Origin of the sequence: Streptomyces sclerotialus, assembly GCF_040907265.1 — a bacterium.
In the GTDB taxonomy this organism is placed as follows: Bacteria; Actinomycetota; Actinomycetes; order Streptomycetales; family Streptomycetaceae; genus Streptomyces; species Streptomyces sclerotialus.
The window spans coordinates 636743-653008 of record NZ_JBFOHP010000002.1 but is presented as its reverse complement, the minus strand read 5'-3'; the positions used below and the strand labels follow the sequence as shown (position 1 = coordinate 653008).

Genomic DNA, 16266 nt, shown 5'->3' with positions numbered 1-16266 from the left:
GGCTTGCGTGAAGTTCTCCGGCGGGTGAGGGGTGCGAAAGCCGGATTAGTCTAGACCATAGCGCTTGACGGACCTCCGTCAAGCGCCCTCGCACCGCGAGGACATGACCGGGTCCGGGTCCCGTCGGCCCGTACGAGCGGTCGGGAAACGGGCACGGATGAAGGCGATACGGGCAGCCGGTGCCCGCGGAGCGGTGGTCCGGCGGGCGGAGTGCGTGGTCGCGGTGGTGGGGAAACGGGCACGGTATTCGCTGCGAAGAGGCTAGTCAGCGTACGAGGGGCTTGTTTGAATCACACCCACTTGCCCGAACGGGCAGGGTGCCGACCGGAGTGCAGGAGGAGTGTGATGGATGCCGCCGGCCGCCGCAGGGGCATGCTGGAGCTGGTCCGGCGGACGGGCTCCGTCGACGTCGTCCGGCTGGCCGAGGAGTTCGGCGTCTCCAAGGAGACGGTCCGCCGGGACCTGAACGTGCTGGAGGACCAGGGGCTGGTGCGCCGCACGCACGGCGGTGTGTACCCCGTGGAGAGCGCGGGCTTCGAGACCACCCTGGCGTTCCGCGCGACGCAGCAGGTGCCGGAGAAGTCCCGGATCGCCGCTGCCGCCGCTGATCTCCTCGGGGACGCCGAGACGGTCTTCGTCGACGAGGGGTTCACGCCCCAGCTCATCGCCGAGGCGCTGCCCCACGACCGGCAGCTGACGGTGGTCACGGCATCGCTGGCGGTGGTGAGCGCCCTCGCGCCCCGGCCGAAGACCGCCGTGCTGCTCCTGGGCGGCCGGGTACGCAACGGCACCATGGCCACCGTCGACCACTGGGCCGTCCGCATGCTGTCCGACTTCGTCATCGACCTGGCGTACATCGGCGCCAACGGCATCTCCCGCGCCTACGGCCTCACCACGCCCGACCCCGTGGTCGGCGCGGTGAAGGAGCAGGCGATGCGGTCGTCCCGGCGGCACGTCTTCGCCGGTGTGCACACCAAGTTCGGCACGACGAGCTTCTGCAGGTTCGCGGACGTGACCGATCTGGAGGCGATCGTCACCGGCAGCGGCCTGTCGGCGGCGGAGGCCCACCGTTATCAGCTCATGGGGCCCAGAGTCATCCGCGTATGACGCACAGGCGCCCCCGATGCCGTCGGCTCCGTCCGCCGTTGCCGAGCCGTCGGCTCCGTCCACCGTCCCCGAGTTCCTGGAGCCCCCATGCGCAGTCAGCACCGCCGGAGGATCTGCGCGACCGTCGCAGCCGCCACCGTGAGCGCTCTGCTCGCCGGATGCGCGGGAGCCGGCGGAGCCGGCGCCGACAGTGACGCCGTGAACGTCCTCATGGTGAACAACCCGCAGATGATGGAGTTGCAGAAGCTCACCGCCAAGCACTTCACCAAGAAGACCGGCATCAAGGTCAACTTCACCGTGCTGCCCGAGAACGACGTCCGCGACAAGCTGAGCCAGGACTTCGCCAACCAGGCAGGCCAGTACGACGTCGCCACCCTCAGCAACTACGAGACCCCCCTCTACGCCCGCAACGGCTGGCTGCGGAACCTCGACGCCTACGCCGAGCGCGACAAGGCCTTCGACCGTGACGACATCCTCCCCTCGGTACGCACCTCCCTCAGCGGCGCCGACGGCAAGATGTACGCCGAGCCCTTCTACGGCGAGTCGTCGTTCCTGATGTACCGCAAGGACGTCTTCGCCGAGAAAGGGCTGACGATGCCGGCCCACCCCACCTGGCACCAGGTGGCCGACCTCGCCGCGAAGGTGGACGGCGCCCAGCAGGGCATGCGCGGCATCTGCCTGCGCGGGCTGCCCGGCTGGGGCGAGATGATCGCTCCCCTCACCTCGGTCGTGAACACCTTCGGCGGCACGTGGTTCGACGACAAGTGGCGCGCCAGGCTGACCGATCCCGGCTTCAGCAAGGCGACGAAGACGTACGTCGACCTCGTACGGAAGCACGGCACGGCAGGTGCCGCGCAGTCCGGGTACGCCGAGTGCCTGAACAACATGACACAGGGCAAGAGCGCCATGTGGTACGACGCCACGGCCGGGGCCGGCTCGCTGGAGGCCAAGGGCTCACCGGTCAAGGGCAAGATCGGCTACGTCGCCGCGCCCGTGGAGAAGACGAAGTCCTCGGGCTGGCTCTACTCCTGGGCATGGGGCCTCCAGAAGTCGTCCACGAAGCCCGACAAGGCGTGGAAGTTCATCTCCTGGGCCTCCAGCAAGGAGTACGAGCGGCTGGTCGGCAAGGAGTTCGGCTGGGCCAACGTACCGGCGGGCAAGCGCGCCTCCACCTACCGCATCCCCGAGTACAAGAAGGAAGCCGGGGCCTTCAGCGAGGTCGCCCGCAAGGCGATCGTCGAGGCCGACCCGCGCGATCCGGGAGTACAGCCACGCCCGGCGCCCGGCATCCAGTTCGTCGGCATCCCGGAATTCCCTGACCTGGGCACCAAGGTCTCCCAGGAAATCAGCGCGGCCATCGCCGGCCGGCAGTCGACCGACGAGGCACTGCGCCGCTCGCAGGAGCTGGCCTCCGTCGTCGCCAAGGACTACGAGGGGCGGGACACCCAGTGAGCACCGCAGCGACCACCTCCACAGCGCCACGGGACCGCCGTACGGTACCGGCCGCCGGCCGGCCCGGCGGCCCCTCGGACCGGCTGCGCGCCTGGGCGGCGCGCGGGCCGCTGCTGCCCGCGCTGGTGTTCCTGATCCTGGTCACCCAACTGCCCTTCGTGGCCACGCTGGTGATCTCCCTCTTCAAGTGGAACGCCTACTACCCCAAGGAACGCAGCTTCACCTGGTTCGCCAACTACCAGGAGGTGCTGAGCGAACCGGCACTGCGGGACTCGGTCCTCACCACCGTGCTGCTCACCGTGACCGTCGTGCTGGTCAGCCTGGTGCTCGGCCTCGGCCTCGCGCTGCTGCTGGACCGCACCTTCGCCGGGCGCGGCATCGTCCGCACGATGCTCATCGCCCCGTTCCTGGTGGTGCCCATCGCCGCGGCCCTGCTGTGGAAGCACGTCCTCTACAACCCCGAGTACGGCCTCTTCAACGGCCTGCTGCACTGGGTCTTCGGCGACGGGGCCGCGCAGCCCGACTGGATCGCCGAGATGCCGCTCGGCGCGGTCGAGGCGGCGCTGGTGTGGCAGTGGACCCCGTTCATGATGCTGATCCTGCTGGCCGGACTGCAGAGCCGGCCCGCCGACGCCATCGAGGCGGCCCGCATCGACGGCGCGGGCGCCTGGCAGATCTTCCGCTACCTCACCCTGCCGCACCTCCGCCGCTACCTGGAGCTGGGCGCGCTGCTGGGCTCGGTGTACGTCGTGCAGAACTTCGACGCCGTCTACACCATCACCTCGGGCGGCCTGGGCACCGCCAACCTGCCGTACACCATCTACCAGACCTTCTACCAGGGACACGAGTACGGCCGGGCCTCGGCGGCCGGCGTGCTGGTGGTCATCGGATCCCTGATCATCGCCACCTTCGCCCTGCGGGTGGTCTCGTCCCTGTTCCGTGAGGAGTCCGCCGCATGAGCGCCCCGACCACCGGCGTACGCAGCCCTCGCGCCACCGGCGCGCACCGCCCCCGCACCGCCAACACCCTCCTCGGCCTGCTCGCCTGGCTCTGTGCGATCGTCTTCTTCCTGCCGATCGCCTGGATGGCACTGACCTCGTTCCACTCCGAGACGGACGCCGCCACCAACCCGCCCTCGCTGGGCGCCCCGCTCACCCTGGACGGCTACCGCGAGTTCTTCGGTGTGGGCGGCGGCGCGAGCCCCTGGCCCGCGCTCGCCAACTCCGTGACGGCGAGCGTGGTGTCCACCCTCCTCGTCCTGCTCCTGGCGCTGCCGGCGGCGTACGCGCTGTCCATCCGGCCGGTGCGCAAGTGGACGGACGTGCTGTTCTTCTTCCTCTCCACCAAGATGCTGCCGATCGTCGCGGGCCTGCTCCCGGTCTACCTCTTCGCCAAGCAGACCGGCCTCCTGGACAACGTCTGGCTCCTGGTCATCCTCTACGCCTCGATGAACCTGCCGATCGCGGTGTGGATGATGCAGTCCTTCCTGCGCGAGATACCGGTCGCCCTGATCGAGGCCGCCAAGGTGGACGGTGCCCGGCTCCCCACGATCATGGCCCGGGTCGTCGCCCCGATCTCCGCACCGGGCATCGCGGCGACCGCGCTGATCTGCTTCATCTTCAGCTGGAACGAGCTGCTGTTCGCCCGGGTGCTGACCGGCGTGGTGGCCGAGACCGCGCCGGTCTTCCTCACCGGCTTCATCACCAGCCAGGGCCTGTTCCTCGCGAAGGTGTGCGCCGCTTCCCTGGTCATCTCCCTGCCGGTGCTGGCCGCCGGCTTCGCCGCCCAGGACAAACTCGTCCAGGGCCTGTCCCTCGGCGCGGTCAAGTGACGCACCGTCGAGCCTGGGTCTCCGGTGGGGTGCGAGGGATGTCCGAGGTGCGCGGTAGCGTGTGTGGACGTGTGAGCGAACGTCTGGCGCAGCAGGCGGATCAGAGGAGACGCGCATGGATACGGAGCAGATCAGGGCGCTGTACGGGAAGTGGATCGACGAGCTCTGGCACGCCGATCCGGACGACATGGACCAGCTCGCCGAGCAGTTGGTGACCCCGGATTTCGTCGGGCACTGGCCGGGCGAGGAGGTGTCCGGGCCCGCCCAGCTGGCCGAGATGCTCCGCCGGAGCGTCTCCCTCTTCTCGGGGGTGCGCGTCGAAGTCGTCGTCGGGCCCGTCGTGGAGAACGACCTGGTGTCCGCCAGGTGGACGTTCAGCGGGAAGTACAACGGTGAGCTCCCCGGCTCCCCGGCCGCCGCGGGGACAGAGGTCTCCTTTGCGGGTACGGACATCTTCCGCTGCCGTGACGGCAGGTTCGCCGAGTACTGGGTGAGCTCCGACGGGCTCCAGTTCATGGCGCAGCTGGGGTTCACCCCGAAGCCCTGACGGCCATCCGTCGCGGGGGTCAGAGGCGGTCGGCCGGGATCTTCTCGTACCGGCGCCTGAGGTCGGTGAGTACGGGGTGCTTCGCGTCCAGCGGGGTGTCACCGATGGCGGAGAGGGGACGGACGCCGACCGTGGTGTTGGTGGCGAAGGCGGCGCGCATCCGTGGCACGTCGTCGGGGATGAGGGGGCGGCTCACCGACGGGTGCGCCTCCTGGAGCAGGCGCATGGTCACGCCCGGCAGTACGCGGGCCTCGGGCCACACCACGCGGTCCTGATCGTCGACGAAGCCGACGTTCCACGTTCCGCCCTCGGAGACGACCCCGGTCGCCGGATCGGTGAACAGCACGTCGTCGAAGCCGGCCCGTTGGGCCGCACGCCGGACCGCCAGCTGCCCGAAGAGCCCGACGTGTTTCACCTCCGGCATGTCCCGCTGGTACGCCGTCGTCGTGACGCGCAGCGGCGGCTGGTCCGGTGCGACCGGCCGGCAGGTGACCAGGACGTGGGGCCGGGCGTCGGCGCCGGGCTGCCCCACCCCCAGCGCCGGGTCGAACACCGTCACGCGGACGACGAACGACCCCGACTGCTGTTCCGCGGCGTGCCGGACGTACGTGAGGACGCGGGCCGGGTCCAGTTCCGCGTCGAACACCGTCCGGCAGTCACGGACGAGGCGGTCGAGGTGCAGGGACAGCCCTTTGGCCCGGCCGCCGTCGACGCGCAGCGAGGTGAAGTGACCGAAGTTGGTGAGGGCGAGCGCCTTCAGGCTGCCGGTGTCGACAGGGTTGCCGTTGAGGAGGTCCATCACGGCAGTCTGACATCCACCGCGGCCCTGTACCGCCGCCCCCTCACCCCCGTGCCCCGGTTCGCCGCCCCCTCAGCCCTGTACCGCGGTCCGATGTCCCTCGGGCGTGGCCGTGAGGACGAGGTCGACGTCGACGGGGCGGTCCTCGCCGTGGTGCACGGCCGCCGAGGCGCGCGGCGCGTGGCCGGCGACCATCGCGGCCAGTACGTACGATCCGCCGTCCGGGACGGCGACCGAGTAACGGCCGTGCTGGTCGGTGAGCGCGGTACCGGCCCGGCGTCCGTGCCGGTCGATCAGCGCCACCCTGGCGCGGGCGACCGGCTCCCCGGCCGCGTCCAGGACCCGCCCCCGGAACCCGGCGTCCAGCGCCCGGGACGCCCGGACCGCCTGGCCCGCCTGCGCCGTGCGAACCACCTGGTCCGCCTGGCCCGCCTGCGCCGTGCGGCGTTCCTGGCCTGCCCGGAGCGCCTGGGTGGCGCGTTCCAGGTTGGCTTCCTCCTCGCTCGTGGCCATCAGCTGCGGCGCGGACAGCTGCCGGCCGCGCGGCAGGAAGGCCGCGAGCAGCAGGCCGACGGCGACCGCCGCGGTGGCGATGAGGAACGAGACGCGGAAGCCGTGCATGGTGGGCACCGCCACCGGCCCCGCGTGGTGCGCGGTGTCGGCGAGGACCATGCCGATGACGGCGCTCGACACCGACGTGCCGATGGAACGCATCAGGGTGTTGAGCCCGTTGGCCGCGCCCGTCTCGGACGGGTCGACGGCACCGTTGATCAGCGCGGGGAGGGAGGAGTAGGCGAGGCCGATACCGGCGCCGACGATCACCGAGATGACGATGGTCTGCCAAGCCGCGCTCATCAGCCCGAGCCCGGCGCCGTAGCCGACCGCGATGATCAGCATGCCGAGCATGAGGGTGAGCTTCGGACCGTACCGCGCCGACAGACGGGCGTAGACCGGCGCGGTGAACATCATCGTCAGGCCCAGCGGTGCCACGCACAGCCCCGCGACGACCATGGACTGGTCCAGACCGTACCCGGTGGAGGCCGGCAGCTGGAGCAGCTGCGGCAGGACGAGCGAGATCGCGTAGAACGCGACACCGACCATGATCGAGGCGAGGTTGGTGAGCAGTACCTCGCGGCGCGCGGTGGTGCGCAGGTCGACCAGCGGGGCCGTCATGCGCAGTTCCATCAGACCCCACAGGACCAGGACGACCAGCGCGGCGGCGAAGAGGCCGAGTGTGGTGGCGGAACTCCAGCCCCAGTCGCTGCCCTTGGTGATCGGCAGCAGGAACAGGACGAGACCGAGGGAGAGGCCGAGCGCGCCGGCGACGTCGAAGCGGCCCTCGGCCCGGACCCGGCTCTCCGGTACGACCGCCAGCGTGAGCAGGATCGCTACGGCGCCGAGGCCGGCGGCGCCGAAGAACAGCGCGTGCCAGTCGGTGTGCTGGGCGACCAGGGCGGCGAGCGGCAGGGCGAGCCCGCCGCCGACGCCTATGGAAGAACTCATCAGGGCCAGGGCCGAGCCCAGCTTGTCGAGGGGCAGCTCGTCGCGCATCAGGCCGATGCCGAGGGGGATGGCGCCCATGGCGAAACCCTGGAGCGCACGGCCGACGATCATCACGAGGAGATCGCTGGTGAAGCCGCAGACGAGCGAACCGACGATCATGACCGCGAGACTGGTGATGAGCATGCGGCGCTTGCCGAACAGGTCGCCGAGCCGGCCCATGATCGGGGTCGCGACGGCGCCGGCGAGCAGGGTGGACGTCATGACCCATGTCGCGTTCGACGCGGCGGTGTTCAGGAGGGTGGGCAGGTCCTTGATGACCGGCACCAGCAGCGTCTGCATCACGGCGACCGTGATGCCGGCGAAGGCGAGGACGAGGACGACTCCGCGTGGGTGTCGTTGGGTCGTCGTCTGGGGCATTGCCTGGGACCTCCGGAAGCGGGCAGAGCGGCGCGAGTCGGCGAGTACGCGTCGGTGGGTACGCCGATGGGTACAGGTACTGCGTGCACAGTGATACGTGCATAGTGAACTGGTTCACTCGCGCCGGCATTCCGAAGAGCGTCCCACGGGCGTGAGTCTTGACCTTTCCGTTACGTCGCCCGGGGCGAACGCACCGGATTTGTCAGGATGTGGCCGAGGCTCCGCCGCCCTGGGGCGGCTGGTCCTGCGGGCGCGGCCGCAGCACGAAGTCCTGGTGGGCGACGGGTCCGTCCTTGATGAGGACCCGCTTGATGGACGGGACGCGGCGCGGTCCGCCGGCGATGACGTTGACGAAACCCTCGGGCAGCCCGGTCAGTTGGTACCGGCCGTGTTCGTCGGTCCGCGTACGCGTCAGCTGTCGCCCGTCGGTGGTGGTGACGGTGATCAGCACACCGTGCAGGGGCTGCGACTGGGTGTCCAGGATGCGCCCGGCCAGCATCGGTTCGGAGGCGCCGATGTAGTGGGTGGACGCGCGTACCGGCATCGGCTGCGGCATCTCGAACGTCGGGTCCTGGACCGCCTCCTCCAGGTCGGAGGGCGTCAGCTCCTCGTCCCCGCCGGAGCGCGCCACGTTCACCCGGTGCCGTTCCCAGAAGTACCCGATGCAGATGAGCACGATGCCGGCGGCGATCCAGATGCTCAGCGCCAGCAGGGGACGGAAGAGCTCCACGCCGTCGAAGTACATCTCGTTGCGCAGCGCGTCGACCAGGTTGCCCAGCGGCATGTAGGGATGCAGCCAGCGGAAGAAGGACGGCACCATCTCGACCGGGATCGCGCCACCGCTGGCCGGCATGGAGAGCAGCACGAAGACGACGATGGCCACCCCGGGGAAGAACTGCCGTACGAACGGCACCAGCCCGTAGCAGGTCAGCGAGACGCCCAGGCTCAGCATGAACATGTAGAGCAGACAGACGGGCCGGTCCACGATGCAGTCCATGGCGAGCGCGATGTAGAAGGCGGCCACGGCCATCACGGCGCCGGACACGACGAAGGTGACGACCTTCTTCCAGCGGCCGATGCCGGTGGCCCGCAGCATCATCATCACCATGATGTACGACGGGATGGTGAGCCCCAGACAGAGGTAGAAGAGGCTGGTGCCCATCGCGTCCTTGGGCGCGGTGGGCGCGAGCTCGACCTGCTTCAGGCGGGCGCCGCCCCGCTCGGCGAGCGGGGTGAACGTCTGCTGCAGCACGGCCTCGATCTCGAAGCCGCCGGCCTTCGCGGTGTAGAGGGCCGGGTGCGCCGGATCCGGGAGGTAGCCGCCGGCTGCGCGGCGGTCGAGCACCGCGCGCCGGAGGGCGGTGTCACCGCCCGGTACCGGCTTCACCTCGAATCCGCCCGGAACGGCCTGGTCGAGCGTCTTCTGCAGCTGGGCCGCCGCCGGGGCCGGGACGGCCACCTTGATGTCGTGCGGGGTGGGGTTGTGGAAGGCGAGCAGGTAACAGAAGAGGAAGCCGAAGAAGAAGAGCGCAGGGAACCAGAGGCTGCTGGCGAGCACCTTCGCCGTGTGCGTCCACCGCCGGCGCGGTTCGTCGTCGCTGTCGGCCGGTGCTGCGCCTCCGTGCTGTGTTTCGGACATGCCGCGCCTTCCCTGAGCGGGTTCCTGACTCTCCGCTGCTGGGGCATCTCCGCCGCCACGTCCGCGCACACCCTCCTTGCTGCACTCGGCCCAGCATGTTGGCCCGCGCGTGGTAGGCACGGCACCCGGCGGCCTTCGCGATGTGCGCACCCGGTACAGGCCGTCACGGCTGTGCGCGTGGCGGCCGCTGTGCCGGCTTCGCCCGGCCCGGCAGCCGCAGCGCGAGTGCGGCGCCGGCGAGTGCGAGGACGCTCATTCCGGCCGTGGCGGCGGTCAGGCCGTCCTCGCGGGCCAGTGCGTTGATCCGTACCAGTTCGTCGGCGGGGGCGCCGGTCACGCCCCGCTCCGCCAGCGCCGTACGGACCTGGCGGTCGCTCACCGCGGTCACCTGTACGCCGCGCTCCAGCGCCTGCCGGCTCTGCTCCTTCTGGTCCCCGGTCAGCACGGAACTGGCGCCGATGGAGTGCAGGGCGGTGGTCAGCAGGACGCCGGCCAGCAGTGTGCCGGCGAGCGCTACGCCGAGGGACTGGCCCAGGTAGGAGGTACTGCGCGAGAGGCCGGCGACATCGCTCACCGTGTCCTCGGCGGCCGCGGACTGGACGAGGTCGGGGAGCAGGGTGCACAGGCCGAGTCCGAGGCCGCCCACGGCGAGTCCCGGCGCGATGCGCAGGCCGGAGCTGTCCGGGTCGAAGGCGAAGGCGACCAGTGCCGTCCCGGCCGCGACCAGCAGGAAGCCGAGGACGATGAGCGACTTGCGCGTGGTGCGTCCGTCGCCCACGGCGCGGGCGCCGGCCATCGAGCCGAGTACGAGCATCACCGTGGCCGGGAGCAGGGTGAGCCCGCTCTCCAGGGCGTCGTAGCCGAGTGTGGTCTGCACGAAGACCGGCACGAGGAAGAACATCCCCGCCAGTACGAGGAATTGGACGGCGAGGGCGAGCGAGCCCACCCGTACGCGGCGGTCGCGCAGGACGGCGATCCGGACCAGCGGGTCGCGTCCGGCCCGTACGAGGCGGCGTTCCCACCACCCGAACGCCGCGAGGACCAGGAGGCCGGCGAGACCCAGTACCACCGTGGGGGCCGGCCCGCCCGCGTCGAGCACCGTACGGCCGAGGACGGTCACCTCCTCGCGGGCGGTCAGCAGCCCGTACCGGCCGGCCAGCAGGGTGCCCATGACCAGCAGGCCGAAGCCCAGCGCTGACAGGACGACACCCGTGATGTCGAAGGGCTGCCGGGGCTCACGGGACGTCCGGGACAGTGTCCGCCGGAGGTTGCGGTGGCGGAGGACGAGGGCCACGGCCACCGCGGTGACCAGCGTCTCCATGAGGAAGGAGACCCGCCAGGTCAGGTACTTCGTGATCAGGCCGCCGACGACCGGCCCCAGCGCCGCCCCTGCCCCGGCCGCCGCGCCGACGAGGGTGAGGGCGCGGGTGCGCTGGGCACCGGTGAAGGCCATGGTGGCGATCGAGAGGATCGCCGGGAAGACCAGGGCGGCGCCGATGCCTTCCAGCAGCGACCAGCCCACCAGCATGACCGGCAGGCCGGGGCTCAGCGCGGTGATCAGGGCGCCGGTGCCGTACACCGTGGCGCCCAGCGTGAACATGCGGAGATGGCCGGTCCGGCTGCCGAGCTTGCTGCCGGTGATCATCAGGGCGGCCATCACCAGGGCGTAGAGCGAGATGGCGGACTGCACTCCGGTCAGGGTGGTGCCGAGGTCGGTGACGATGTCGGAGACGGCGACGTTCATGGCGGTCGAGTCGTACGCCATCAGCAACTGCTGCGTCGCGATGACCCCGAGCACCGTGCGGGCGGCGCCAGGGCCTGCCGCGTGCGCCTGCGTCTTCGTGGCCATGCGGCGCTCCCTGCCATGGGCTTCCGGGACGGGCTCAGTGTCGCCGCCCGCACCGGCCCGTGCCTCACCTGCTGCGGGTGAGGCTGCCGCCGCCGGGCTCACTGGGCTTCCGGGCCAGCACGTACCCGACGGCGATGCTGATGACGACGGCGGTGAAGAAGAGGATGAGCCAGGACAGCATCGTGAAGACGGAACCGAGCGGCCCGTAGCGCGCCACACTCCGCTCCAGGGAGTACGGCAGCCAGAGACCGGACACCCCGGTGAACAGCACCACGGCACCGCCCGTCACCAGGGCGCCGGGAAGGAGCGGCCGCCACCCGACCCGCCCGGCCAGCAGCAGGTGCTGGGTCCACCACCACAACAGGACCGCCACCAGTACCTGGAGCGCGACGCCGGGCGCGGGCCCGGCACCGAGGCCGCCGCGCAGCATCCCCTGGCACACCAGTGCCGCCGTCCAGACGAGAAGCCACACGAACCATCGCCACACCGCGATGCGTACCTTCGCATGCGGCAGGTGCCAGGCGCGTTCGCACAGCCGCTGCAACGCGCGGACGAAGGCGGTCGCGGACACCAGTGTGACCAGCACGCCGACCGCTCCCCACGTCTCCCGCGCCCCTGGCGCACCCCGGTAGACCCCTTCCACCTGCCGCAGCACGGGACTCGGGGCACCGAACAGGGAGCGCAGCGAGACGAGCAGTTCCGCGCGTACGGCCTCGGGGGAGTAGGCGGCGATCGCGATGAGCATGGGCAGCGCGGTGAGGAACGCCTGCGCGGCGAGGCGGGTCGCGTTGTCCAGCACGCCGACGCTCGCGAGCTGCTGCGCGACACGGCGAGCGAAATGCATGCCCCGAGAATCACACCGGCGGGCCGCCCGGCACCTCACCCGCACCGGGTGGGACACCACAGGGCTCTCCTCCGGCGATGGCCGAAAGCGGTGCCTGACGCGGCACGGCCGTCGTGGAACCGTGGTGAGGAGCTCCACGCGGCCGAGTACCCCAGGACGTACCCATGAGCACCTACGACGACATCGTCCTCTCCGACAGGCCGGTTCTGTACCTCCCACTGGGCGGCAGTGCCAAGGAAACCTCCGTGACGGGCGAGCTCACCGCCGTCCGGCACGGCATTCCGGGCACCGGCCCCCTTCCCAACGGCGACCTCGCCACCGTCTTCGACGGCACCCCGCGCAGTACGCCGAGGTCCCCGACGACGACTCGCTGTCCGTTCCCACCACCGGCGTCCTCACCGTCGAGGCGTGGATGCGCCCGGACGACCGCACCCCGCCACACGTCGAGGGCAGTGGGTACGCCCACTGGCTGGGCAAGATCACGTACGGCGGTGGCAACCAGGCGGAGTGGGCCGCCCGTATGTACTCGCTGAACAACGAGGGAGGCCGGAACAACCGCATCTCCGGTTACGCCTTCAACCGGACAGGCGGACAGGGAGTGGGGTCCTACTTCGAGGATCGGTGGAAGTGGGCAGTGGATCCACTACGTCCTGGTCATCAACACCGTCGTCCGCGATGCGCCGTACCCCATGGGATACACCAAGATCTACAAGAACGGTGACCAGCGGAAGCAGGATTCCCTCGCCCAGCTCGAGATCGTGCCGGAGAACACCACGTCCCCCTGCGCATCGCCACCGCGGGGCTCCGCTCCTTCTTCCCCGGCGGCATCGGCAAGGTGGCGGTCCACTCGTACGAACTGCCGGGCGACCGCATCCGTGCCCACTACGCCGCGATGACCACGTGACGGACTGACGGAGTGAATCCCGCGCTTCCGGGACGCCATGTCCCATGCCGTCCGGGACGCCGGGGCGGCAATGTGACGGTGGAAGCCGGCGCAACGGCCGGCGCGTCCGGCTGTCAGGGCGAGCGCGGGGGACCCGCCCTGACGGCGGGGGCGTGTGTGCCGGGGACGCGCACACGCCCCCGGTGATGACACGGCTCTCAAGGAGGCGTGGACCTCATGCTCGCTTCCCTGGCTCGCCGTCCGGCCTCCAGCCGGTCGCGGGCGGGGAGTTTGCCGAGGACCGCCGACACGTGGTTGCGGGCGGTCTTCACACTGATGCCGAGCCGCAGGGCGATCGCCTCGTTGGAACAGTTCTCGCCCAGGAGGGCCAGCACCTGGTGCTCCCGCTCCGTCAGCCGGGGGAAGGGGCGGGGCGGCCGGTATTCGGTGCGGAAACGGGCGCGTACTGCTTCGGCCAGCCGCGGATCGAGATACATGGCGCCACGGGCGACGGCCCGGACGGCTTCGAGGATGGCCGCCGGCTCCGCGTGCTTGGACAGATACCCCAGGGCTCCGGCCTGCACCGCGGTCTCCAGCTGCTGGACGGTGTCGTGGAAGGTCAGGATGAGGACGGCGGTCGCGGGAGCGGTCGCACGCAGCAGCCGCGTCGTCTCGATGCCGTCGGGCGCGGGCATCTCGATGTCCAGGACGGCTACGTCGGGGCGGAGTTCCTGGGCGAGACGCACCGCTTCTTCGCCGGTGCGGACGCCGGCCACCACGGTCAGGTCCGGGGTGACCGCCAGCCGGTCGGCCAGCCCTTCGAGTACGAGGGGGTGGTCGTCGGCCAGCAGGACGCGGACGGGTCGGTCAGCCATCATGCTCCCCGTGGGTGAGGCGGTTGCGCGTCGGCGGTCCGGCGGCAGGGAGGTCCAGGGCGGGGCCGGGCAGTGGCAGTACCGCCTCTATTACGGTTCCGCCGCCGGGGAGCGAGCGGGCACCGCACAGGCCGCCGAGTTCCTGGGCGCGTTCCCGCATGGTCCGCAGTCCGAGCCCGGCGGAGCTGTCGCCTACGTCAGCGGGCAGGCCGATGCCGTCGTCGCGCACCTCGACGTGCAGGTACTGCGGGGCTCCGGCGCCGAGCAGGTCGTCGGGGGCCGGTGCGAGCCCGGCGGGAACGGTGCGGGTGAGCACGATGCGCACCGTGCACCGTGAAGCGCGCGCGTGCCGCACACAGTTGGCCACCGCCTCGCCCGCGATGTGATACGCCGCCACTTCGGACGCGGCGGGGAGCGGTGTGTCCCGGCCGACACCGGTCACCGTGACCCGTGGGCCGCTGTCGTCACCGGCGGTCAGCTGCTGTGCCCTGAGCCGGACGGCCCCGGTGAGGCCGAGGGCGTCCAGGGCCGGCGGGCGCAGCCCTTCCACCAGTACACGTAAGTCCCTGGCCGCGGACCGCATGCCTGCCACGCTCTCGGTCAGCAGCCGGCGGACGCGCGCCGACCGGTCCGCTGCCGTCCCGGCGTGACCGTCTCCGGACACGTCCGACGGGGCGGCGGGCGGGCAGCGGCCGAGCAGTTCCAGAGCCGTGTCCGTCTTGAGCGACAGCCCGGTCAGGACGGGGCTGAGACCGTCGTGCAGGTCGCGGCGCAGCCTGCGGCGCTCGTCCTCCCGGGTGGCGACGGCCGCGGTGCGGGACCGCAGTACCTCCTCGTACAGGGCCACCGCGTGCACGGCGGCCCCCAGCTGCGCGGCCACCTCGGCCAGCAGGTCGTGATCGGCCCTGGAGAGCGGTTCGTCCGCCTCGCGCGCCGAGACCGTCAGGAAACCGACGGTACGGCCGTGGTGGCGCAGTGCGCTGCGGTAGCTCTCGCCGACCGGTGTGCCCTGGCTTTCGGCGGTCCGGAAACCGCCGGGCACGGTCGGATCGGCCAGCTCGACCGCGGCGTACGGGAGCCGTAACGCCTGGACGACACCGGCCAGCACCTGCGGAAGCGCCTGCTGCGGGGACGGGATGCGGGCGAGTGCCCGGCCGAGTGCGCGGAGCGCCTGGGCGGGGTCCTCCCGCCCGCCGAAGAGCCGCCGGGAGGCGCGGCGCCGGATCGCCTCCCGCAACGGCAGTGCCGCCAGTGCCACGGTCACCCCGGCGGCCGCCGCCGCGAGGGTGTCGGAGGCGGTCGCCGCCGCGGCCAGCGCGGCCGCCGCCAGATAGCAGCAGGAGAGGGTGGCGGCCAGTGCGGCGAACTGCAGGCCGCGGCTGAACACGTGCTGGATGGCGTAGAGGTGGTACCGGAGGACGGCGACGACGATGCCGAGGGTGATGGGCAGTCCGGCCAGGCCGACCCAGAGCATGCTGGTGGGGCGCTGTCCGACGACGATGTCCGGCACCAGCCACAGTGCGAACAGGCCGAGTGCGGTCAGCAGGCCGCCGCCGAGCATCCAGCGCTGGGGCGGCCGACGGGACGCCGGCGAATGGCGGTAGACCAGCACCGACAGCGCTCCGGCGGCGATCCAGCAGGCCATGATGATGGCCTCCTGACCGGTGTGGATCAGCCCGACGGCCGGCGGGCCGCCGGGACCGAGGAGGAGCACGGCGCCGATCCACGCGACGAGCAGCAGGAGGGGGAGGACGTACGCGGCTGCGCGTGCCCCTGCGTAACGGCCGGGTATGCGGGTGCGCAGCGGCGCCAGGGTGAGGGCGACCATCGCTCCCCAGCCGAACGTCCCACCGCCCAGCGTCGCCACGTGGTACAGCCAGAAGAGCTGGCTGCCGGTCGCCACGTCCAGCGCGGTCAGCCCCACGACCGGCCCGGCGACCAGCCACGCGGCGATACCGGCGAAGCCGAGGAAGAGCGGTGTGCCCATGGGGGCGTCCGGGCGGCGGACGCGCAGCCACAGCGCCAGCAGCCCGAAGACGGCCAGGTACAGCAGCACACTGGCCAGCGGGGCGACGGTCTGGCTGAGGTCCGGGCGCAGCAGCGGCAGTGCCACCTCCACCGGCTCCCCGTCCCGCAACAGGCGGTAGTGCAGCACCGCACCGTCGCGGACGACCGTGCCGGGCACCGATCCCACTCCGCCGGCCAGCTCGTGCCCGTCGATCGCGACGGCGACGTCACCGGCACGCACCGGCTCGGCATGGGAGAACCACGCATCGACGCCGAGCCCCACGGGCAGCCAGTCGCCGCGTGAGTACCGCACGTCCGTACCGTCGCACGGGGTGTCGGCGCGCAGTGCGAGACTCCACCCGGCGAGCGCGAGCAGGCTCCCGCCCAGCACCATGGCGGGCCGGATGCGCGTCAGGCCGGGCCGGAGCCGCGGCAGCACATTCACACTTCATGATGCGGCCGGTGCGCTGCCGGCGGCAATCGAGCGGTGCCGTACCGGCCCGGTGTGCGGCC

General features: G+C 71.3%; 11 protein-coding genes and 1 pseudogene. 5 read left to right on the top strand and 7 right to left on the bottom strand.

The window, feature by feature from the left end; genetic code table 11:
* Positions 1 to 345: 345 nt before the first annotated feature.
* The 5 genes from AAC944_RS03045 (at position 346) to AAC944_RS03025 (ending at position 4937) form a co-directional block, all read left to right on the top strand.
* Positions 346 to 1107, top strand: a complete 762-nt coding sequence (locus AAC944_RS03045; protein WP_030606935.1) for a DeoR/GlpR family DNA-binding transcription regulator — start codon at positions 346 to 348, stop codon at positions 1105 to 1107.
* 87 nt (positions 1108 to 1194) lie between these two features.
* Positions 1195 to 2559 (top strand): ABC transporter substrate-binding protein, encoded by a 1365-nt coding sequence (locus tag AAC944_RS03040; protein WP_030606938.1) that lies wholly within the window; start codon positions 1195 to 1197, stop codon positions 2557 to 2559.
* Positions 2556 to 3518, top strand: a complete 963-nt coding sequence (locus AAC944_RS03035; RefSeq protein ID WP_030606941.1) for a carbohydrate ABC transporter permease — start codon at positions 2556 to 2558, stop codon at positions 3516 to 3518. The genes AAC944_RS03040 and AAC944_RS03035 overlap by 4 nt, the downstream gene beginning before the upstream one ends.
* Positions 3515 to 4390, top strand: a complete 876-nt coding sequence (locus AAC944_RS03030; protein WP_107054040.1) for a carbohydrate ABC transporter permease — start codon at positions 3515 to 3517, stop codon at positions 4388 to 4390. Before AAC944_RS03035 ends, AAC944_RS03030 begins: the two co-directional genes overlap by 4 nt.
* A 115-nt stretch (positions 4391 to 4505) precedes the next feature.
* Positions 4506 to 4937 (top strand): ester cyclase, encoded by a 432-nt coding sequence (locus AAC944_RS03025; protein ID WP_030606946.1) that lies wholly within the window; start codon positions 4506 to 4508, stop codon positions 4935 to 4937.
* A gap of 19 nt (positions 4938 to 4956) precedes the next feature.
* Here AAC944_RS03025 and AAC944_RS03020 read toward each other — a convergent pair whose 3' ends face one another.
* From AAC944_RS03020 to AAC944_RS02990, 7 genes and pseudogenes are all read right to left on the bottom strand, one after another.
* On the bottom strand, positions 4957 to 5736 hold the full coding sequence (locus AAC944_RS03020) for an aminotransferase class IV family protein (protein WP_030606949.1): 780 nt from the start codon (positions 5734 to 5736) through the stop codon (positions 4957 to 4959).
* Positions 5737 to 5808: 72 nt separating this feature from the next.
* Positions 5809 to 7719 (bottom strand): annotated as a pseudogene (locus AAC944_RS03015) (MFS transporter); the annotation flags it as partial.
* 139 nt (positions 7720 to 7858) lie between these two features.
* On the bottom strand, positions 7859 to 9295 hold the full coding sequence (locus AAC944_RS03010) for a carboxypeptidase regulatory-like domain-containing protein (protein ID WP_078888212.1): 1437 nt from the start codon (positions 9293 to 9295) through the stop codon (positions 7859 to 7861).
* A 163-nt stretch (positions 9296 to 9458) separates the two neighbouring features.
* Positions 9459 to 11144: an MFS transporter gene (locus AAC944_RS03005; RefSeq protein WP_051871260.1), complete on the bottom strand. Its 1686-nt coding sequence runs from the start codon at positions 11142 to 11144 to the stop codon at positions 9459 to 9461.
* A gap of 64 nt (positions 11145 to 11208) precedes the next feature.
* Positions 11209 to 11988, bottom strand: a complete 780-nt coding sequence (locus AAC944_RS03000; protein ID WP_051871261.1) for a YhjD/YihY/BrkB family envelope integrity protein — start codon at positions 11986 to 11988, stop codon at positions 11209 to 11211.
* A gap of 1101 nt (positions 11989 to 13089) precedes the next feature.
* On the bottom strand, positions 13090 to 13746 hold the full coding sequence (locus tag AAC944_RS02995; RefSeq protein ID WP_030606960.1) for a response regulator: 657 nt from the start codon (positions 13744 to 13746) through the stop codon (positions 13090 to 13092).
* Entirely contained in the window at positions 13739 to 16198 is a 2460-nt protein-coding gene (locus AAC944_RS02990; protein ID WP_196942681.1) for a sensor histidine kinase, read from the bottom strand. The genes AAC944_RS02995 and AAC944_RS02990 overlap by 8 nt, the downstream gene beginning before the upstream one ends.
* Positions 16199 to 16266 lie beyond the last annotated feature (68 nt).